The sequence below is a fragment of the Streptomyces sp. A0642 genome (assembly GCF_004795105.1).
GTDB lineage: Bacteria > Actinomycetota > Actinomycetes > Streptomycetales > Streptomycetaceae > Streptomyces.
The window spans coordinates 22122-43417 of the sequence record NZ_SSBL01000001.1 but is presented as its reverse complement, the minus strand read 5'-3'; the positions used below and the strand labels follow the sequence as shown (position 1 = coordinate 43417).

Sequence of the window (21296 nt, the reverse complement as noted above, 5' to 3'; positions counted from 1 at the left end):
TGGCTCACCGCCGGATTTCGGCCTTCTGCGACGGGATCGGCCGGGTCGCGTTGCGGTACTCGTCCGAGTCCGCGCGCTCGAAGCGGCTGGGCACGGGGAAGTAGGCGTCGAGAAACTGCCTGACCATGCGTTCCTGGGCCTCCGGGTCGGGATGCTCGACGGTGTCGTTCAGGCAGAACGTGTCGAAGTTCCGGTGGGCCAGGAGGTTGTCCAGACGCCGCCGGGCCTGCTCGGCGGCGAGGTCGATGTACTGGTAGCGCAGGTTCCCGGCGGTCGTACGGCCGGTGTGGAAGCCGTAGTAGTGGTGCAGGGACGAGGCGATCGGGACGTCCTCGGGAGACCGGAAGCGGGAGTGCTGGGTGCGGCGGTGCTCCTCGCCGTAGACCAGCTCGATGTCGGCGAGGATGCTGCGGCGCAGGGGGTGCGGGGTGTGCTTCATCTTCTGCGCGATACGGGTGCCGAAGGAGCGCTCGATCAGTGCCCGGCTGTTCTTGCCGGCCGCGTTCACCGGCAGGTCGTCCGTGTCCGCGGGGCCGCTCGGTATGAGGGCCTTGGACTGGAAGAACTTGGTCAGGCCATTGGTGTGGAAGAAGAGTCCGGGGCTGAGCGGGCGGCCGAAGAACACATCGTCGTTGAGGTAGAGGAAGTGCTCGGACAGGCCGTCGATGTGGTGCAGCTGGCTCTCGATGGCGTGCGAGTTGAACGTGGGCAGCGCGTCGGGGTCCGAGAAGATGTCCCGGTGGTCGACGACCTTGATGCCGGGGGCCTCGGTGTCGAGCCAGCTGGGCACCTGTCCGGCGGTGACCAGGTAGACGGTGCGGACCCAGGGCGCGTACTGGTGCAGGGAGCGCAGGGAGTAGCGCAGTTCGTCCCGGCTGGTGAAGCGCGCGTCGTTGGCTGCCTGGGCGTGCAGGGTCTGCGGCGCGGCTCCCATCCGTCCCTCGCGGACGGCGTCGCGCTGGGCGCTCCACTTGGGGTCGGAGTCGTCGACCCAGGTGTAGACGACGTCGATGGGGAAGAGGTGGTCCTCCGCCAGGGGCTGGGTGAATTCGGCCACGGTGTGCGCGCTGCCCGTGGTGTAGGCGCCGGGCACCAGGGCGAACAGGGCCTGCGGGACGGTGTGGCGGGGTGCGCCGACCGGCACCTCCTCCACCACGCGATTGGGGCGCGGCGCCTGCAACCGGCCGTTGCGTTCCGGCCAGAACTCCAGGTCACAGCCCTGATCGGAGCCGAAGACGAGTTGCTGGGTGGGGTCGGTGACGTACCAGGCGACCCGGAGGGCTCCGTGCCGGCGCACCTGGCGCCAGGACCTTTCCTCGTCGCCGGCGCGCATGCCGGACTCCGTCGCGTTGGCCGCGCCGACGTAGCCCGGAGTCTGCTCGAAGGCGATCTGGAGCATCTCCTCCGCGGACGCGCGCAGCCCGGCGGGCACCGCCACCGTCGGAAGGTCCTTCGTGGCCCCACGGACGCAGAAGTACTCGATGCCACCGGCTTCCAGCGTGGCGAGGAGGATGTGGAGATTGCGCGCCCGGGCGGCCCACGCCGTGGCACCTTCCACGAGCAGGGCGTGCACGTGCCGGCCCTTGAGGCGCACCACCCGGCGCGTGGCGGCGGCGCTGTGCCGGGGCGCGTTGCGGCGGCCGCCCATCGCCCAGACGACCGTGGCCGACCGGATGGCGTCGACGGAGGTGAACGAGGACTTCACGGCGGAGCGGAGCGGGGCCGGCACCTTGCGGACGATGCCCCTTCGCGCGACCGCGGGCACCACCGACCGGTACGCCGAAACGAGCGATCCTGCCTCCGGATTGCCGGAACCGCCCACGAGGCATCCACCACCCACGCCACTGCGGCCCAGCGCCTGCCGAGCCCAGGCACCACTTCGTGCCCGGACTGCGGACGGTAAGAGACCGAAACTTGTCATCCCCGTTAAGACCGCCCCATGGGACGGCCGCATCTGCTCACTCGTGAGCAGTCACAGAACCTTCACATAAAGAACCGATCAGCGTCCAGCCAGAAAAGCGGACATAGAGGGCGCGGATCCGTGATGAATCCCACCCTGTGTTTGTACAACCTTTTACCGCTTCACGGAAACGCCACAGGAAGTCGAGGCGACATGCAGGTGTCGCCCGGGGGGCCGGGAGGTGCCGTCAGGTCAGATCCGGGGCCAGACGGTGCCATTGGGGCGAGAGGGTGAGCCCGGGTCCGTCCTCCTGGCGGGCGATGGACACCGCCCCGTCCCGCCCGCGCAGGGCCACCACGACGCGGCCGTGTCCGTCGAGGGCGAGCGCCGGATCACCGACGCATTCCTGAGCGGTGTCCGACCACCAGACGCCGCCCTGCTCCTGCTCGGTGCCGCAGACCCCGATCAGCAGGGTGCCGCCCGACCCGCGCTGTGCGAGGACCGTGCAGTCATAGCCGTCGAGCGGGGTGCGCAGTGCCACGACCGCACCGTCCCCGGGCTGTCCGCCCACGGGCACGGGCCAGGCGCCGGCGCGGTAGGAGACGACCCCGGACCTGTTCGGATCGGTCCAGTAGTAGGTGAGGCGGTCGGGCGCCGTCTCCAGAGCCGTCACGGATCCGTCCAGGGCGTGGAACGCCGACGGCGGACCGATCACCAGGCTGCCGTCCGGTTCACCCTGACGCCACTGCTGCACCCCGCGCTCGCCGGACGCGAAGACCTCCACCAGCCCGCTCGAGGTCACCGAAGGCACGAGGTCGGCGGCGAGCCCGGCCCCCTTGAGGTCCTCCCAGGCTCCCCATTTGCCGCCCTTGCCCTCACGGCGCATCTGCAGACCACGGCCCGCGTTGCGCACGAAGACGAAGACCGTCCCCTGTGCGTCCACGACTCCGGCCGGGGGACCGACCTTCCGGCCCGTCTCCGCGTCACGGTAGAAGTTGCCGAGGGAGCGCCATTCGGTGACCGGGCGGCCGGTCTGGTACTGGACGGCGTGCACGAAGTCCACGCTCGGCCCGTCGGCACCGGCACGCTCGCGCCGTCCCAGGAAATGCACGTAGGCGTTCGCGCCCTGAACGACCGTGACGTCGGTGAGGTCCGCGACCGCCACGAAGTCCGGACCGTCCCACCGGTCCCCGCCCGGGCTCTGCTGCGTCCAGCGCAACAGGCCGCCGTCGGTGCGGGCGTAGAGCGTGAGCCTGCCGTCCTTGCCGAGCGGCATCCAGCGGCCGCGCGGCGTTCCGCTGACCCGATGGCGCCCGGACGGCTGGGCGAGAGGTGAGGCACTGCTCGCGGAGTCCGCTCCTCTTCTCCGCATGACCCGTGACACCCTCTCCACTGCACCAGTTCTTCATCCTGCCCGCACGGGGCCGACCACATCATATGCTCAGCAGGGACGTGCCCCGCGGCGGGTGGCCCGCGTCCCGGCCCCGGGACGGAGCCGCCCTCCGACGGCCAAAGCACCCATTCGGGCGATCGTCTGTTCTATAGTGCACGCTCAGTCATGCACACACGGACCGGCCACACCCCCCACCCGAGTCCCACGCACTCCACAGCCTGCCCGGGCCACGAGAATTGAGGACTCGACCACGATGAGCCACGACGCCACGTCCCACGACGCGCACGAAGGCCGTACGGCATCTCATGGCGGCGGACGGAAGCGAAGAGGGGGACCTCGTAAGCGGCGCCGCGGACTCAAGATCACCCTCGCTGTGCTGCTCGTCCTGCTCATCGCCGCCGGCGGCACGGCCTACTGGCTCTACAGCCGGCTCGACGGCAACATCAAGGGCGTCGACATCAACAAGGCGCTGGGCGAGGACCGTCCCGAGAAGCTCCCGACCAGCGGGCAGAACCTGCTCGTCCTCGGTTCGGACTCGCGCGCCGGAGCCGAGAACAAGGAACTGGGCGGCGGCGGCAGCATCAGCGGGGCCCGGTCCGACACGGCGATGGTCGTGCACATCCCCGAGGGCCGCAGCAGGGCCGTCGCCATATCCATCCCGCGCGACACCCTGGTGACCCGGCCCGAGTGCACCAAGGCCGACGGGACCAAGGTGCCCTCCGCGGAGCGGAAGATGTTCAACTCCGTCTACTCGCAGGTCGGTCCCGCCTGTGTGGTCAAGACCGTCGAGAAGATGTCCGGCGTGCGCATCGACCACTACCTGGAGATCAACTTCGCCGGGTTCAAGGGTCTCGTCGACGCCATCGGCGGCGTCACCGTGGACGTCCCCCAGGACATCCACGACACGGCCACCGGTCTCGACGTCAAGGCCGGGCCCCAGAAGCTCGACGGCACCCAGTCCCTCGCCTACGTCCGCACCCGGCACGGCATCGGTGACGGCAGCGACCTCGGACGCATCGGGCTCCAGCAGCAGTTCATGTTCGCCCTCCTCAGCGAGGTCAAGAAGCAGGACCTGCTGGGCAGTCCGACCAGCGCCTACAAGATCGCCAACTCCGCGACCAAGTCGCTGACCACGGACGAGGGCCTGGCCTCGCTCACGTCGCTGACCGACTTCGCGCGTTCCATGAACGGCGTCGACCCGTCCACGATGGAGACCATCATGCTCCCCGTGAACTACGACAAGATCGACCGGAACCGCGTGGTGGCCGCGCAGCCGCAGGCCGACACCCTCTGGAAGGCGATCCGCACGGACTCCGCCATCCCCGAGTCCGCCAAGAAGTCCCCCGCCACCGGCGGCTGACCCAGCGGCGGATCACACGAAGGCCCCGCCCGCCCGGTCCCGGGCGGGCGGGGCCTTCGGCGTCGTTCACACCCGGGTGCGGTTCACCCGGCTGTGGCTGCGTCCGTACGCGAAGTAGATGATCACGCCGATGACCATCCAGATGCCGAACCGCAGCCACGTCTCCGCCGGCAGGTTGAGCATCAGCCAGACCGACGCCGCGACCGAGAGGACCGGGATCAGCGGGACCCACGGCGTGCGGAAGGCGCGGTGCAGGTCGGGACGGGTGCGGCGCAGGACGATGACGCCCAGGGCGACGACCACGAACGCGAAGAGGGTGCCGATGTTCACCAGCGTCGCGAGCTCGTTGATGCTGGTGAAGCCGGCGATGATCGCGATGATCACGCCGAGCAGGATGGTCGGGCGGTACGGGGTGCGGAACCGCGGGTGCGTCTTCGAGAAGAACCGCGGGAGCAGGCCGTCGCGGCTCATCGCGAAGAAGACCCGGGTCTGCCCCAGGAGCAGGATCATGCAGACCGTGGTGAGGCCGACGGCGGCGCCGAAGCTGATGACCCCGGCGTAGAAGGGGTGCCCGACGGCCTTGAAGGCGTCGGCGAGCGGGGCGCTGACCGACAGTTTGGTGTAGTGCTGCATCCCGGTGACGACGATCGACACGGCGACGTAGAGCGCGGTGCAGATGAACAGGGACGCCATGATGCCGCGGGGCACGTCGCGCTGCGGGAGCTTGGTCTCCTCGGCGGCCGTGGCCACGACGTCGAAGCCGATGAAGGCGAAGAAGACGACGGAGGCGGCGGTGAAGATGCCCATCACGCCGAAGTTCGTGGGCGCGTATCCGAAGATCAGCTGGATCAGCGGGGCGTCCAGGCCCGATCCGGAGGGCTGCGGCTGGGCCTTGGGGATGAACGGCGAGTAGTTCGCGGTGTCGATGAAGAAGAGCCCCGCGATGATCACGATCAGGACCACGGCCACCTTGATGGCGACCACCACCGTCGTGACCCGGGCGGAGAGCTTCATGCCGAGCACCAGGATGACGGTCAGCACCAGCACCAGGACGAAGGCCAGGAGGTCGAACCCGAATCCGTCCGCCACGTCGGGACCGGAGAGCGCGTCCGGCAGGTGCCAGCCGGCGTTGTCGATCAGCGAGCGGACGTAACCGGACCAGCCGACCGCCACCACCGCCGTGCCCAGAGCGAATTCCAGGACCAGGTCCCAGCCGATGATCCAGGCCACCAGTTCACCGAGCGAGGCGTAGGAGAACGTGTACGCCGAACCGGCCACCGGGACGGTGGAGGCGAATTCCGCATAGCAGAGCGCGGCCAGCGCGCAGACGACACCCGCGGCCACGAAGGCGATGGCGGTGGCGGGTCCGGCCGTCTCCTTGGCCACCTTGCCGGTGAGCACGAAGATTCCGGTTCCGATGATGACGCCCACTCCGAAGACCGTGAGGTCCAGGGCGGAGAGGGACTTCTTGAGGGCGTGCTCCGGCTCCTCGGTGTCGCGGATCGACTGTTCGACCGTCTTGGTCCTGAACAGTCCGTCTCCGCTGGGGGGCAGGTCCTGCTGTGTGCTCACCGGCGTACCTCCACGCACTCGTCGTGGACGCCATGATCGGGACCCGTCCACCCTTGCCGTCCGCAGCACGCCGTCCACCGCCGGAATTCACGCGAATGGGCCGGTCGCACCACCCGAAGGGGTGGGCAACCGGCCCAATCGGCCGTGCGGTGGTACGGGTCAGTCCCGGGCGGGCTCCACCACGGGACGGCTCTCCGCCTCGGTCTCGTACCGGCCGTCGAGCCTGGCGACCAGACCGGTCACCTGGCGGGCGATGTCCGGCGCGGTCAGACCGATCTCGGCCATGACCTCGTTGCGGGAGGCGTGGTCGAGGAAGACCGGCGGGATGCCGAAGTCCCGCAGCGGTACGTCCACGTCGGCGTCGCGCAGCGCCTGGGCGACCGCGGAGCCCACGCCGCCGGCCCTGCTGTTGTCCTCGACGGTGACGACGACCCGGTGCTTCGCCGCGAGCGGCGCCATGGCCTCGTCCACGGGCTTGACCCAGCGCGGGTCGACGACCGTGGTCGAGATGCCCTGGGCGTCGAGCAGGTCAGCGATCTCCAGGCACATCGGGGCGAGGGCCCCGATGGAGACGAGCAGGACGTCCGGCCGCTCGGCGGCCGGCTCGCGGAGCACGTCCATGCCGCCGACGGTGGCGACGGCCTTGACCGACGGGCCGACCGCGCCCTTGGAGAAGCGGACGACCGTCGGGGCGTCGTCGACCTCGACGGCCTCGCGCAGCTGGGCGCGGACCTGGTCGGCGTCGCGCGGGGCGGCGATCCGCAGCGACGGCACGCACTGAAGGATCGACATGTCCCACATGCCGTTGTGCGAGGCGCCGTCCGTACCGGTGACGCCGGCCCGGTCCAGGACGAACGTCACACCGCACTTGTGCAGGGCGACGTCCATCAGTACCTGGTCGAACGCGCGGTTGAGGAAGGTGGCGTACACCGCGAAGACGGGGTGCAGACCGCCGGTGGCGAGGCCCGCCGCGGAGACCGCGCCGTGCTGCTCGGCGATGCCGACGTCGTAGATCCGGTCCGGGAACGCCTTCTCGAACTTCGTCAGGCCGACCGGCTGGAGCATGGCCGCGGTGATCGCGACGATGTCCTCGCGCTCCTTGCCGAGTTCGACCATCTCCTCACCGAACACGGAGGTCCAGTCGAGACCGGAGGTGGCGACGGGCAGGCCGGTGTCGGGGTGGATCTTGCCGACGGCGTGGAACCGGTCGGCCTCGTCCAGCAGGGCCGGGGTGTAGCCGCGGCCCTTCTCCGTGAGGCAGTGCACGATGACGGGTCCGCCGAAGCGCTTGGCGCGCTGGAGCGCCGACTCCAGGGCCTCCAGGTCGTGGCCGTCGATCGGGCCGACGTACTTCAGGCCGAGGTCCTCGAACATGCCCTGCGGGGCGATGAAGTCCTTGAGGCCCTTCTTGGCGCCGTGCAGCGTCTCGTACAGCGGCTTCCCGACGACGGGGGTGCGCTCCAGGAGGTCCTTGCCGCGGGCCAGGAAGCGCTCGTATCCGTCCGTGGTCCGCAAGGTCGCCAGGTGGTTGGCGAGGCCGCCGATGGTGGGGGCGTAGGAGCGCTCGTTGTCGTTGACGACGATGACGAGGGGGCGGTCCTTGGCGGCGGCGATGTTGTTCAGCGCCTCCCAGGCCATACCGCCGGTGAGGGCTCCGTCACCGATGACCGCGACGACGTGGTCGTCCTTGCCCAGCACCTCGTTGGCCTTGGCGAGGCCGTCGGCCCAGCCGAGCACGGTGGAGGCGTGCGAGTTCTCGATGACGTCGTGCTCGGACTCGGCGCGCGAGGGGTAGCCGGAGAGGCCGCCCTTGCTCTTGAGCTTCGAGAAGTCCTGGCGGCCGGTGAGGAGCTTGTGCACGTAGCTCTGGTGGCCGGTGTCGAAGAGGACCTTGTCCTTCGGCGAGTCGAAGACCCGGTGCAGGGCGATGGTCAGCTCGACCACCCCGAGGTTGGGACCCAGGTGGCCGCCGGTCTTGGAGACGGCGTCGACGAGGAAGGTCCGAATCTCTTCGGCCAGCTGCTCCAGCTGCTCCGGGGTGAGCCGGTCCAGATCGCGCGGTCCCGTGATGCGGGTCAGCAGCGCCACCCGTGCCTCCTTGCGTTCTAGCCTGATCGAACTTCTGCGGACCTGGTCGAGTCTAATGTTCCGGCCGCGCCCGTGTTCATCGGGCGGTGCGTGGTGCGTCACCCGGGGTGGCGCACGCAGGAGCGCCCGGCACCGGGTGCGGTGCCGGGCGCTCCTGCGGATCCGCGGTCAGGCGCGGCCCGCGGTCTTCTGGGTCTTGCGCGAGACCGAGTCGATGATCACGGCGATGAGGAGCACACCACCGGTGATCATGTACTGGATCGCGTTCGACGACAGGTTCATCTGGTTGAGGCCCTGGACGATCGACTGGATGACCAGGATGCCCAGCAGCGCGGACCAGACCTTTCCGCGTCCGCCGAACAGGGACGTACCGCCGATGACGGCTGCGGCGATGCACATCATGAGCTGGTTGCCGCCACCGAGCGAGCGGTCGGCGCCGCCGGTCGCGGAGGCCAGGAAGAGACCGCCGACCGCACCGAGCGTGCCGGAGATCATGAACACCGAGATGCGGATCCAGGACACGTTGATGCCGGCACGACGCGCTGCCTCAATGCCACCGCCGACCGCGAAGATCTGACGGCCGTAGGTGGTGCGGCGCAGAACGAAGTCGGTGAGGACCAGGATCGCGAGGAAGATCACCAGGGAGAGCGGGAGGCCCTGCTCCTGGTTGAACGCGTACGCGGCCAGGAGGCACAGGACGGCGAGCAGAACGGTGCGCAGAATGATCTCGCTCTGCGGGCGGTGCGGCAGCTCGGCGGCCTTGCGGCGGCTCGAGTCGCGCAGCTGCGCGAGGTAGAAGGCGATGATCACGACCACGGCGAGACCGTAGGCGGCGGCGATGTCGGCGAAGTAGTAGCTGGTCAGGTCGCGGACGAAGCTGCCGAGCGGGGTGGTGATGGTGGACTTGTCGCCCATCACCCAGGTCTGCAGACCGGCCCAGCCGAGGAAGCCCGCCAGCGTCACGACGAACGCGGGCACGCCGATCTTGGCGAAGACGATGCCGTGGAAGGCGCCGATGACCGTGCCGGACAGGATGCCGAGCACGATGGCGAGGGAGTCGGGCATGTCCGTGCCGAGAACGGCCCACACCGAGCCCGCGAGACCCGCCACGGAACCGACCGCGAGGTCGATCTCGCCCAGCAGCAGGACGAAAACGATGCCCACGGCCATGATGCCGGGGCCCGCCGCGTACAGCGTGATCTGGTCGAGGTTGTACGAGGTGAGGAAGTTGCCGGTCTCGAGCTGGAAGACGATCCCGATGATGATCAGGCCCACCACGACGGGCAGCGAGCCGATCTCGCCCGAGCGCACCTTGCGCTTGAACTCGGTCCAGTAGCCCTTGAAGCCCTGCTCGCGGACGAGCAGGCGGGGGTCGACGACCCTGACGGCGCCGGCCGCTGCTACGGGAGCCTCGGTGGCCTTCGCCTGGGCCGGGACCTCGGCCGAAGTCTTGCTGGTCTCACTCACTTGGATGCCTCCGCGCTGCGGGACTTGCGGCGGGTCACGGCGTTGTCGGTGGCGCCCGTGATCGCGGCGATGATTTCTTCGTGGCTGGTCGTCGCCACGGGGAAGATGCCGTTGTTGTGGCCGAGTCGCAGCACGGCGACCTTGTCGGCGACAGCCTTCACATCGGCCATGTTGTGGCTGATGAGGATGACGCCGAGGTTCTGCTCGCGCAGCCGCTCCACCAGGTCGAGGACCTGTGCGGTCTGCTCGACGCCGAGGGCCGCGGTGGGCTCGTCCAGGATCACGATCTTGGGGTTGCCGACCAGGGCACGGGCGATGGCCACGACCTGGCGCTGACCGCCGGAGAGCGCGGCGACCGGGATGCGGACGCTGGGGATGCGGATGGAGAGCGTGGACAGGAGGTCCTGGGCCCGCTTCTCCATGGCGACCTCGTCGAGGACGCCGCCCTTCTTGATCTCGCGACCGAGGAAGAGGTTGGCGACGACGTCCAGGTTGTCGCAGAGCGCGAGGTCCTGGTAGACGGTGGCGACGCCGAGGTTCTGAGCGTCGTGCGGACGGCTGATGTCCACCTTCTCGCCCTCCCACTCGATGACGCCCTCATCGATGGGGTGCACGCCGGCGATCGTCTTGACCAGCGTGGACTTTCCTGCACCGTTGTCGCCGACGAGGGCGACCACTTCTCCGGCGTGGACTTCGAGATCGACACCGGAGAGGACCTGCACCGCTCCGAATCGCTTGAAGACTCCACGCAACGCCAGCACGGGCGTCTGTGACACGTGAACCATCTCCTTCGCCGCCTGACCGGCGGGGATGTGCCGCCTGACCGGCGGAGACGCCGCGCCACGAGGGCAGCGTCGACGTACTGGAAGTACTGGGGGAAGAATGTCCGGCACCCGGCCGGCAGCGGGGTGTGGGCCGACCGGGGCCGGACAGTCGTGGGGCGGGTGGACTCCGCCGTGCGGGGCGGGTCAGACCCGTACGCGCCAGGACCGGCCGGCCCTGGCGCGCGGAGGGGCTACTTGATGCCCAGTGCGGTGCACTTGGCGGCGATGTCCTTGACGCAGACATCGGCGACCTTGTAGATGCCGTCCTTGATCACGGTGGACTGGATGTTGTCCTTGTTCACCACGGTCGGCTCGAGCAGCGTGGAGGGAACGCCGTCCGTCTTGCCCGAGGCGCCGATGTCCTTGCCCTGGAGCAGGTTGACGGCGAACTGGGCGGCCGTCGGGGCGAGCTGCTTCGGCGACTTGTAGATCGTGAAGGTCTGCGTGCCGGCGATGATCCGCTGGATACCGGGGAGTTCGGCGTCCTGGCCACCCACCGGGATGTCCTTGATGCCGGCGTTGTCCAGGGACGTGATGATGCCGCCCGCCATGCCGTCGTTGGCGGAGTAGACGGCGTTGATCTTGCCCTTGCCGACCGAGGAGATCGCGGCGGTCATCTTCTCGCCGGCGATCTTCGGGTCCCACTCGCCGGAGGCCTCGTAGGCGATCTTGATCTTGCCGTCGAGGGCCGCGTGAGCGCCCTTCTTGAACAGGCCGGCGTTCGGGTCCTTCTCGTCACCGTTGATCATGACGAGGTTGGAGCCGGCCGCCTTGGAGCCGAGGGCGTCGAGGACGGCCTGGCCCTGGAGCTTGCCGATCTTCTCGTTGTCGTGGCTCACGTAGGCGTCGGCACCGACGATGGCGCGGTCGTACGCGACGACCTTGACGCCCTTCTTGTGCGCGGCGGCGATCCACGAGGCGGACTTCTCGGCGTCGACCGAGGAGATCGCGATGACCTTGATGCCATCGGCGATCTGCTGCTCGAACTGCTGCTTCTGCTGGCCGACGTCACCGGCCGCGTTGTTGTAGACGACCTCGCAGTCCGCGCAGTCCTTCTTGACCGCTTCGATGAACAACGGCTTGTCCAGCGTCTCGTAGCGAGCGGTCTTGTTCTCCGGGAGCAGCAGACCGATCTTGGTCTTGCTGCCCGAGTCCGCCGAGTCCTTCTTGTCGTCGCCGGCCTTGCCACAAGCGGCGAGGGAGACGGCCATCGAGACGGCGGCCGTGCCTATGACGATGCGTCGCGTCATTGCGTTCATTGCGGGTGTGCCTCCCTGACGAGGCCGCAGCGTTGCGGCCGAGGTGGCTGGAAGTCAACTCGGCCGCGAGAGCGGCGTCAAGTAGTAAATTCGCAACGAGACGACAACGGTGCCATTCGTTATCTAAGTGAAGGCAGGGGTCGCTGCGGGGAGGGTGCTCTCCAAAAGGGACGAATCACCCATTTCATTCAGTACGAGAGCCAGCGCGCCCAGCACCTCCGCCCGTCCGCCGAGGGCGCCGGGGAGCACCGAGAGCTGGCGGGCGGCACTGGGGATGGCGTAGCGCGAGACGGAGTCCCGGATGGGCCCGAGGACCAGTTCGCCGGCCTCCGCGAGGGAGCCGCCGAGCACCACGCGGCTCGGGTTCAGCAGGTTGCAGAGGTTGGCCACGCCGCTGCCGATGTGGCGTCCGACGTCGCCGATCACCCGGCGGCAGCCCGGGTCGCCCTCACGGGCCAGCTGGACCACCCGCTCCATGGTGAGATCGGGCCCGTGGCTGGGCCTGAGCAGGGGCAGGACGTACCGCGCGGCCGTGAAGGTCTCCAGGCACCCGCGGTTGCCGCAGCGGCAGACGGGGCCCGATTCGTCGAGGGTGATGTGGCCGATCTCGCCGGCCGTTCCGCCCGGCCCCCGGTAGATGTGCCCGTCGATCACCAGACCGGCGCCGACACCGCTGGCGACCTTGATGTAGGCCAGGTCGCGGACCCCGCGCCCGCTCCCCCACACCAGCTCGCCCAGCGCCCCGAGGTTGGCGTCGTTGTCGACGTACACCGGCACGCCGAGGCGTCCGGCGAGCTCCTCGCTGGGGTTGATGCCCGTCCACCCCGGCAGGATCGACGTGGAGCCCAGCGTGCCGGACTCGACGTCGATCGGGCCGGGTACACCGAGACCCACCCCGATGACCTTGCCGGGACTGATCCCGGTGGTCTCGATCAGCCGGTTCACCAGCTGTTCCGCCCGTCCGAAGCCCTCGGCGGACGAGGCGTCCACGTCCAGCGGCTCGGACTCCTCGGCGAGCACCTGGTGGGCCAGGTTGCCGACCGCCACCCGCAGGTGCGTATGGCCGAAATCGACGCCGATGACGATGCCCGCGTCGCCGCTGAGGGAGACGCTGCGCGCCCGCCGGCCGCCGGCCGAGGTCGGCGTCACCTCGACGGTGCCGCCCTCCTTCAGTTCGCGAACGATATTGGAGACGGTGGCCGCGGAGAGGCCCGTGCTCCTGGCGATCTCCGCCTGGGTGAGCGAACCCGCCATACGTACGGCCCGCACGACCCGCTCTAGGTTGGCGCGATGCAGAGATGTCTGCGACCCCGGAGTCTCCATCGACTCTCTCACTCCTGCCATATTCTCCAACATGTGAACCCTAAGCTGAGCGTTTTGGGGTACGCCCCGTCAAGACCTTGAGCAGTCGAAGCCCCGGACGCGCACGGAACCCTCGCTCGGCACGCTCCGCGAACTCCCCCTTACACAGACGAACCGCCCGCCGGCATCTCTGCCGGCGGGCGGTTCGGTGGTTCTGTGGAGAAGGCGCTCGCGGTACTACTTCACCGTCGGCGCGGCCGGACCGGCTATCACTTCACCGCTCCCGCGGTGAGACCGGCCACGACCTGGCGCTGGAAGACGATGTAGGCGGCGAGGACGGGGAGCATCGCCATCACCAGACCGGCGAAGAGTCCGGACCAGTCGCCCTTGTAGCCCTGGCTGTTGGCCAGTTCGACCAGCCCCTGGGAGAGCACCCGGTGATCGGGGTCGCTGTTGAGCACCGTCGGCAGCATGTACTGGTTCCACTGCCCCAGGAAGTTGAAGATGCCGACGCTGATCAGGCCCGGCTTCGCCATGGGCAGCATCACCTGGAAGAACGTCCGGGTGTGCGACGCCCCGTCGATCATCGCCGCCTCCGCCACGGAACCGGGCAGCGTCCGGAAGAAGGCGGTGAGGAAGAAGACGGTGAAGGGCAGCGAGTAGGCGATGTAGACCAGGATCAGCCCGTGCGTCGTGTTCAGCAGACCCATGTTGTTCATCACGAAGAACAACGGGACCAGCGCCAGGATGATCGGGAAGCTCATCCCGCCGATGAACAGGTAGTACACGAAACGGTTGCCCGGGAAGTCGAACCGGGCCAGTACGTACGCCGCCATCGATCCCAGCAGCAGGGTGCCGATGAGTGAACCGCCGACCACCACGATGGTGTTCAAGAAGTATTCACTCATGTGCGCCTGGCTCCAGGCGCGTGACCAGTTCTCGAAGTGGAGCTTGTCCGGCAGCGCCCACGGCGTCGACAGGATCGAGTCATCGGTCTTGAACGAGGTCATGACCGCCCACAGCAGCGGCATGACCACCAGGACCGCCCAGGTGATCAGCACACCGTGCGAGAAGACGTTGAGGACCTTGCCGCCCTCACCGCTCTTCTCCTTGCCGTCCTGCGCGGGCGACTTGGACACGGGGGCCGGTTCCGTCACCGTGACCACGGGAGGGGTTTCAGTGGCCTTCACGTGTGCTCACCTCGTACTGTCGAGCCGGCCGCCGGGACCGGGCTGTCTTGCCTGCTGGGGATCCGGGCGCCGCGTCCCGGGAAGCACAGCATCAGAACTCCAGCCGGTCGCGCCGGCCCAGACGCATCACGATGGCGGCGAACACCATGGTGACGATGAGCAGCCCGACGCCGATCGTGGTCGCGTATCCGGCCTGACCGTCGCGGAAGGCCGTCTGGTAGACGTACAGCGGCAGGACGGAGGTCGCGTAGTCGGGGCCGCCGGGGCCCACCGTCATGACCTGGACGGCCGTGAACGCCTCGACCCCGAGCGCCAGGATGCCCATGTAGACCCAGCCCGACTGGATGGTGTCCCAGAGCAGCGGCACGGTGATCTTGAAGAACGTCGTGATGCGGCTGGCCCCGTCCAGGAGCGCCGCCTCGTAGAAGTCCTTCGGGATGGACGCCATGCCGGCGGAGAAGAGGACGACGAAGAATCCGACCGTCGACCAGACCAGAACGACCATGACGCAGATGAGGGCCAGGTTCGGGTCACCCAGCCAGTCGGGCTGGACGGAGTCGAGCCCGATTCCCTTGAGCGCCGAATTCAGCATTCCGCTGCGCGGGTTGTACGCGAACTGGAACAGCAGGGCGACGATGACGATCGAGAGCACCTGCGGGAAGAAATAGGCGATCTTGTAGAAACCCGAGCCCCGCACGCCGGAGACCGCGGCGTTCTTGCGCCGACGGCCTCCGACATTGAGCATGAAGGCGAAGAAGAGCGCGAGGCCCAGCGTCACCAGCGGCAGCAGCAGCACGAGCAGCACGCTGTGCTGCAGCGACTTCCAGAAAATGTCGTCCTTGAACATCCTCGTGTAGTTGTCGAGGCCGACCATCTTGAAGTCCGGGCTCAGGCCGGTCCAGTCCGTGAACGAGTAGTAGATGGACTGGATGAACGGCCAGATGACGAAGACCGCGTACAACGCCAGTGGGGCTACCAGGAACCCCACAATGAACCGGTACTTGCCGTGCTGCATCGTTTACCGACCCCGATCTTTCCGCGGGTGCCGCCGCTGGTGACGGTTACTCACTAGTGCTTGTAGTGCTTGATGGACTGGTCCTTGGCCGCGGCGTCCGCGTAGCCCTGGATCTTCTTGATGGCCTCGGCGGGCGTCAGACGCCCGGCCATCATCTCGCCGATGCCGGCGGTGCCGATCTGCTCCTTCTGGAGCTTCACGTACCAGTCCTGCAGCCGCGGGTTCACCACGTTGTCGCCGGCCTTCTTCAGCGCGTCGACACCGGCCTGCATGGCCGTGGAGAGGGTCAGGCCGTCGGTGCCGCCGTTGAAGGCGCTCAGGGACTTGACCTGCTTGGTGAAGTTCTTCGAGGACTCCTCGGAGAGCATGATGCGCAGCTGCTCCATGCCTCCCTGCGGGTTCTTCGCCTTCGCCGGGACGACGAAGGGCTCGCCGCCGGACGCCCAGATGGTGCCGAAGGGCAGCTTGTCCGACGAGTCGAGGCCCGAGGGGGCCGAGACCATCATCTTGAAGTCCTTGGGCGTGGTCGGGGCCGCCTCGTTCTCCACCCACGAACCGTTCGGGATGAAGAGCGCCTTGCCCTTGGTCCACTCGGTCTGCGACTGGATGTGGGTCAGGCCCGGGGTGCCCTTGAGGATGTACCCCTTCTTGTACAGCTCGTAGTACGCCTCGAACGCCGCCTTGACGGCGGGGTCCTTCCAGGCGTTCGGCTCCAGGTTGTCGATCTTGTCGAGAACCTCCCGGCCACCGATCTTGCCGATGAACGGGTAGAGCGAGAACGGCAGGTAGTACGGGTACTTGCCCGGGTACGTCCAGCCGGCGATGCCCTTCTTCTTCGCCTTCTCGCACAGGGCGAGCATGGCGTCCCAGTCCTCGGGATACTCGGCGTCCAGGTTGTCGAGCGCGGTCTGCGAGTACCAGACGCCGTACACGGTGTAGGCGTAGTACATGATCCAGACCGGGTCACCGTCGAACTGACCCATCTCCAGCACACCCGGGCGCAGGGTGTCGCGGACCTTCTTGCTCGGGTCGTCGATGGACGGGGCGTCCATCAGCGGCGTCAGGTCCATCAGCTGCTTCTTGCCGACGAGGACACCCATGTCCATCTGCTCGGCGCCCGAGTTGTCGATCAGGTCCGGCGGGGTGCCGCCGTTGAAGCGCGGCTGGAGCTGCGACTGGATCTTCTGCGTCGCGGAGTGCTTGACCTTGGCCTTCGGGAAGGCCGCGGTGTACTTCTTCTCGGCGTCGATCGCGTACTGCTGGCCGAAGCCGCCGTCGAAGATGACCACGTCGAGAGCGGCCGTCTCGTTGACGCCCAGCGGGTTCTTCGCGCTGGTCTTGCCCTTCTTGACCGAGTCGTCGCTGCCGCTGTCGCTGCTCGCACAGGCCGACAGGAAGCTCATCGTCGGGACGGTGATCAGACCGAGTGCGGCAGACCGCTTGATCACATCGCGACGGCCAAGGCCCTCATTCTTGTGGGCGGAGGTGGATCCCATGCTCAAGTCCTCGCCTTCTCCAGGACTCAGGCGGTGTGTACCGGTCGCCCGTCGAAATTCGCCACAGGCGAAGGGCCCCGCCACCGCGGTCAGTTGCGCTTGGGTGGTACAGATTTTCAGGCTAGCCATTGCAGTGGGGGGCGCGAGGACCCGAACAGCGGACGCACCTGCGGCGCCCTGCTGCCCTGCCCCCGTGTCTCCCTGACCGCACAGTTGGAAAGAAGCTGTGCAGACGCCGACAGGTATAGTCCACTTGTCGTCGACTGAGCAAGATCGAATGCAGGTTTGGACGGCAGTCTTTCCCGAGTTGAGACCTCGCGGATACCTCGGCACCGCACGCTCTCCTTCGGATGTAACGATTTCCGCATTCCGGTCGATTCGAACGCGGCCCTTGATCCAACACCCTTGACACCCAGCGCCACTTCACTCCCTACTGGTTCCTGCGCCCCCCACTGACAACGTTGTCCAAGCGCACTCCCCGGGAGGAATGGCTCGTCATGCAGCCCCGACACGGTTCTCGTACGAGACAAAGCAGCACGGCCGCGCTGATAGCGGCCTCCCTCGTCCTCCTCGTGACGGCCCCCACCGCTGCCGCGGCCTCTTCGGCCGGAACGGTTGCGGACCGTCAGAAAGCACCCGTCGAGCGGACATTCAGCTCCTCGTTCGAAGCGGACGAAAAGCAGCCGGACTGGCGCAATACCGTGGAAGAAGGCCCTGACGGAAAGAAGCGGGCGTCAGGGATCGATGGCGGCTTCTCCGCCGGAATACCGGGCAATGTCACCGATAAGGTCACCGATGTCCGCGCCAGTGACGAGAACACGGGCGGCGGCGAGGTGAAGGAGAACCTCGTCGACGGACAGTCCGGCACGAAGTGGTTGTCCTTCGAGCCCACTGCCTGGGTGGAGTTCGACCTCGTCGAGCCGGTCAAGGTCGTGACGTACGCGCTGACCTCGGCCGACGACCACGATGAGCGCGACCCGAAGGACTGGACCCTCCAGGGGTCCGAGGACGGCAAAACCTGGACGGACCTGGACACCAGGACCGGCCAGACCTTCGGCGAGCGCTTCCAGACCAAGTCGTACGACTTCACCGCGGACAAGGCGTACCAGCACTTCCGCCTGGACATCACGAAGAACAACGGCGCCTCCGACGCGACCCAGCTCGCCGACGTCCAGTTCTCCGACGGGAACACGTCCGCCCCCGCCCCCGACGACATGCGCAGCCAGATCGACCGCGGCCCGTCCGGCTCCCCCACCGCCAAGGCCGGTGCGGGTTTCACCGGAAGGAAGGCGCTGCGGTACGCGGGCACGCACAAGGCGGACGGCCGGGCCTACTCGTACAACAAGATCTTCGACGTCAACACGGCCGTCACCAAGGACACCGAGCTTTCCTACCTGGTGTACCCCCAGATGGGTCAGACGGACCTGTCCTATCCGGCCACGCACGTCGCGGTGGACCTCGCGTTCACCGACGGGACGTACCTCAGTGATCTGCGCGCCACCGACTCCCACGGCGGTCTGCTGACTCCGGGCGGCCAGGCCGACGCCAAGCGGCTGTACGTCAACCAGTGGAACAAGGTCGACTCGCGGATCGGCGCCGTCGCGGCCGGCAGGACCGTCGACCGGATCCTCGTCGCGTACGACTCCCCCAAGGGCCCCTCGAAGTTCCAGGGCTGGATCGACGACGTCAGGATCGCCCCGAAGGCGCCCGAGAAGCGCAAGGCGCACCTCTCGGACTACGCCTCGACCGTGCGCGGCACCAACTCCAGCGGCGGCTTCTCCCGGGGCAACAACTTCCCCGCCACCGCCGTGCCGAACGGCTTCAACTTCTGGACGCCGGTCACCAACGCCGGATCGACCAGCTGGCTGTACGACTACGCGCGCGCGAACAACGACGACAACCTGCCCACCTTGCAGGCCTTCAGCGCCAGTCATGAGCCCAGCCCCTGGATGGGCGACCGGCAGACCTTCCAGCTGATGCCGTCGGCGGTCTCCGGCACCCCGGACGCCTCACGGACCGCGCGTGCGCTCCCGTTCAAGCACGAGAACGAGACCGCAAGGCCGCATTACTACGGGGTCGGCTTCGAGAACGGCCTCAAGGCCGAGATGACGCCGACCGACCACGCGGCGCGGATGCGGTTCACGTATCCGGGCGAGGACGCGAGCATGGTCTTCGACAACGTCTCCAACGACGGCGGCCTCACACTCTCCCCGGAGAACAGCTCCTTCACCGGGTTCTCCGACGTGAAGAGCGGCGGATCGACCGGTGCCACCCGTCTCTTCGTGTACGGCGTCTTCGACGCCCCCGTCACCGACAGCGGCAAGCTCTCGGGCGGCGGCGGTGACGACGTCACGGGCTTCCTGCGCTTCGACGCCGGCAAGGACCGCACCGTCAACCTGCGCCTCGCCACCTCACTGATCAGCATCGACCAGGCGAAGCAGAACCTCGCCGCCGAGATCCCCGCCTCGCGCTCCTTCGCACAGGTCGAGGACAAGGCACAGGACGCCTGGGACGACCTGCTGGGCAAGGTCGAGGTCGAGGGCGCGTCCGCCGACCAGCTGACCACGCTGTACTCCAGCATGTACCGGCTCTACCTCTACCCGAACTCGGGCTTCGAGAAGGTCGGCGGCAAGGACCAGTACGCCTCCCCCTTCTCCCCGCAAATCGGCTCGGACACCCCGACGCACACCGGCGCGAAGATCGTCGACGGCAAGGTGTACGTCAACAACGGCTTCTGGGACACCTACCGGACGACGTGGCCCGCCTACTCCTTCCTCACGCCGAAGAGGGCCGGCGAGATGGTCGACGGCTTCGTCCAGCAGTACAAGGACGGCGGCTGGATCTCCCGCTGGTCCTCCCCCGGCTACTCGGACCTGATGACCGGCACCTCCTCGGACGTCGCGTTCGCCGACGCCTACGTCAAGGGCGTGAAGTTCGACGCCGAGGCGGCGTACGACGCCGCTCTGAAGAACGCCACGGTCGTCCCGCCGACCTCGGGCGTGGGCCGCAAGGGCATGGAGACGTCCCCGTTCGCCGGGTACGCCAACACCTCGACCCACGAGGGCCTCTCCTGGTCGCTGGAGGGCTACCTCAACGACTACGGCATCGCGCAGATGGGCCGGGCGCTCTACGAGAAGACGCACAAGCAGCACTACAAGGACGAGTCCGCGTACTTCCTGAACCGGGCCCGTAACTACGTCCAGCTCTTCGACGACAAGGCGGGCTTCTTCCAGGGCAAGGACGCCAAGGGCGACTGGCGGGTCCCGTCCGCCCAGTACGACCCGCGGGTCTGGGGCTACGACTACACGGAGACCAACGGCTGGGGCTACGCCTTCACCGCTCCGCAGGACAGCAAGGGTCTCGCCAACCTGTACGGCGGCCGGGACGGTCTGGCCAAGAAGCTGGACACGTACTTCTCCACCCCGGAGACGGCGGGCCCCGAGTTCGTCGGTTCGTACGGCGGCGTCATCCACGAGATGACGGAGGCCCGTGACGTGCGGATGGGCCAGTACGGGCACAGCAACCAGGTCGCACACCACGTCACGTACATGTACGACGCGGCCTCGCAGCCGTACAAGACGCAGGAGAAGGTCCGTGAGGTCCTGAGCCGTCTGTACACGGGCAGTGAGATCGGCCAGGGGTACCACGGCGACGAGGACAACGGCGAGCAGTCGGCCTGGTTCCTCTTCTCCTCCCTCGGCTTCTACCCGCTGGTCATGGGCAGCGGCGAGTACGCGATCGGCTCCCCGCTGTTCACCAGGACGACCGTGCACCTGGAGAACGGCCACGACCTGGTCGTCAAGGCGCCGAAGAACAGCGCGAAGAACATCTACGTGCAGGGCCTGAAGGTCAACGGCAAGAAGTGGACGTCCACCTCGCTGCCGCACGACCTGCTGGCCAAGGGCGGGGTGCTGGAGTTCGACATGGGCGCGAAGCCGTCGGCCTGGGGCACGGGCAAGGACGCCGCCCCGGTCTCGATCACCAAGGACGACGAGGTGCCGGCGCCGCAGAAGGACGTCCTGAAGGGCGCGGGCGCACTGTTCGACAACACCTCGGCCACCACCGCCACCGCCACCACGGTGGAACTGCCGGTCCCCTCGGCGACGAACGCGGTCCAGTACACGCTGACTTCGGGCGAGGCGGCCAAGGCGCCGGGCGGCTGGGTGCTGCAGGGCTCGTCGGACGGCACGACCTGGAAGGACCTCGACAAGCGGTCCGGCCAGTCGTTCGCCTGGAACAAGCAGACCCGGGCCTTCACGGTGAACGCGCGCGGCTCGTACGCGCACTACCGCCTGGTGCTCGACGGTGAGGCGACGCTCGCGGAGGTGGAGCTGATCTCCTGACCCCTCGCAGGACCCGCCCGGCCGGTGCCTCCTCGGGGGCGCCGGCCGGGCGCGTTCCCCGAGGCACTCGTGCGGGTGGCTGTGTGC

General features: G+C 67.9%; 13 protein-coding genes. 2 read left to right on the top strand and 11 right to left on the bottom strand.

Translation table 11 applies throughout. From position 1 onward, the window contains the following. Positions 1–4: 4 nt before the first annotated feature. Complete coding sequence (locus E6R60_RS00155; protein ID WP_136324863.1) at positions 5–1768, bottom strand: stealth family protein; 1764 nt, start codon at positions 1766–1768, stop codon at positions 5–7. Between the two features lie 379 nt (positions 1769–2147). Beyond that, on the bottom strand, positions 2148–3272 hold the full coding sequence (locus E6R60_RS00150) for a hypothetical protein (RefSeq protein ID WP_240802327.1): 1125 nt from the start codon (positions 3270–3272) through the stop codon (positions 2148–2150). A gap of 274 nt (positions 3273–3546) precedes the next feature. Here E6R60_RS00150 and E6R60_RS00145 point away from each other — a divergent pair, with 274 nt between their 5' ends. After that, the gene (locus tag E6R60_RS00145) at positions 3547–4653 is read left to right on the top strand and encodes an LCP family protein (protein ID WP_136324265.1); all 1107 of its coding nucleotides are present in this window, start codon (positions 3547–3549) and stop codon (positions 4651–4653) included. A gap of 66 nt (positions 4654–4719) precedes the next feature. Here E6R60_RS00145 and E6R60_RS00140 read toward each other — a convergent pair whose 3' ends face one another. The 9 genes from E6R60_RS00140 to ngcE form a co-directional block, all read right to left on the bottom strand. After that, a complete protein-coding gene (locus tag E6R60_RS00140) occupies positions 4720–6225 on the bottom strand; it encodes an amino acid permease (RefSeq protein ID WP_136324264.1) in 1506 nt (501 codons plus the stop codon). Positions 6226–6384: 159 nt separating this feature from the next. Further along, complete coding sequence (gene dxs, locus E6R60_RS00135) at positions 6385–8313, bottom strand: 1-deoxy-D-xylulose-5-phosphate synthase (protein ID WP_136324263.1); 1929 nt, start codon at positions 8311–8313, stop codon at positions 6385–6387. Positions 8314–8481: 168 nt separating this feature from the next. Further along, positions 8482–9780 carry a sugar ABC transporter permease gene (locus E6R60_RS00130; protein WP_136324262.1) on the bottom strand — a complete coding sequence of 433 codons (1299 nt, stop codon included), beginning with the start codon at positions 9778–9780 and terminating at the stop codon, positions 8482–8484. Beyond that, positions 9777–10565, bottom strand: coding sequence for an ATP-binding cassette domain-containing protein (locus E6R60_RS00125; RefSeq protein ID WP_136324261.1), 789 nt, complete (start codon positions 10563–10565; stop codon positions 9777–9779). The genes E6R60_RS00130 and E6R60_RS00125 overlap by 4 nt, the downstream gene beginning before the upstream one ends. A gap of 230 nt (positions 10566–10795) precedes the next feature. Then, positions 10796–11863: a substrate-binding domain-containing protein gene (locus E6R60_RS00120; protein WP_240802326.1), complete on the bottom strand. Its 1068-nt coding sequence runs from the start codon at positions 11861–11863 to the stop codon at positions 10796–10798. 123 nt (positions 11864–11986) lie between these two features. Further along, the gene (locus tag E6R60_RS00115) at positions 11987–13186 is read right to left on the bottom strand and encodes an ROK family transcriptional regulator (RefSeq protein ID WP_136324860.1); all 1200 of its coding nucleotides are present in this window, start codon (positions 13184–13186) and stop codon (positions 11987–11989) included. 248 nt (positions 13187–13434) lie between these two features. Further along, positions 13435–14355: a carbohydrate ABC transporter permease gene (locus E6R60_RS00110; RefSeq protein WP_136324260.1), complete on the bottom strand. Its 921-nt coding sequence runs from the start codon at positions 14353–14355 to the stop codon at positions 13435–13437. A gap of 91 nt (positions 14356–14446) precedes the next feature. Further along, complete coding sequence (locus tag E6R60_RS00105; protein ID WP_136324259.1) at positions 14447–15370, bottom strand: sugar ABC transporter permease; 924 nt, start codon at positions 15368–15370, stop codon at positions 14447–14449. 53 nt (positions 15371–15423) lie between these two features. After that, positions 15424–16866: an N-acetylglucosamine/diacetylchitobiose ABC transporter substrate-binding protein gene (gene ngcE, locus E6R60_RS00100; protein ID WP_136324258.1), complete on the bottom strand. Its 1443-nt coding sequence runs from the start codon at positions 16864–16866 to the stop codon at positions 15424–15426. Positions 16867–17363: 497 nt separating this feature from the next. Here ngcE and E6R60_RS00095 point away from each other — a divergent pair, with 497 nt between their 5' ends. After that, positions 17364–21209 (top strand): GH92 family glycosyl hydrolase, encoded by a 3846-nt coding sequence (locus E6R60_RS00095; RefSeq protein WP_136324257.1) that lies wholly within the window; start codon positions 17364–17366, stop codon positions 21207–21209. Positions 21210–21296 lie beyond the last annotated feature (87 nt).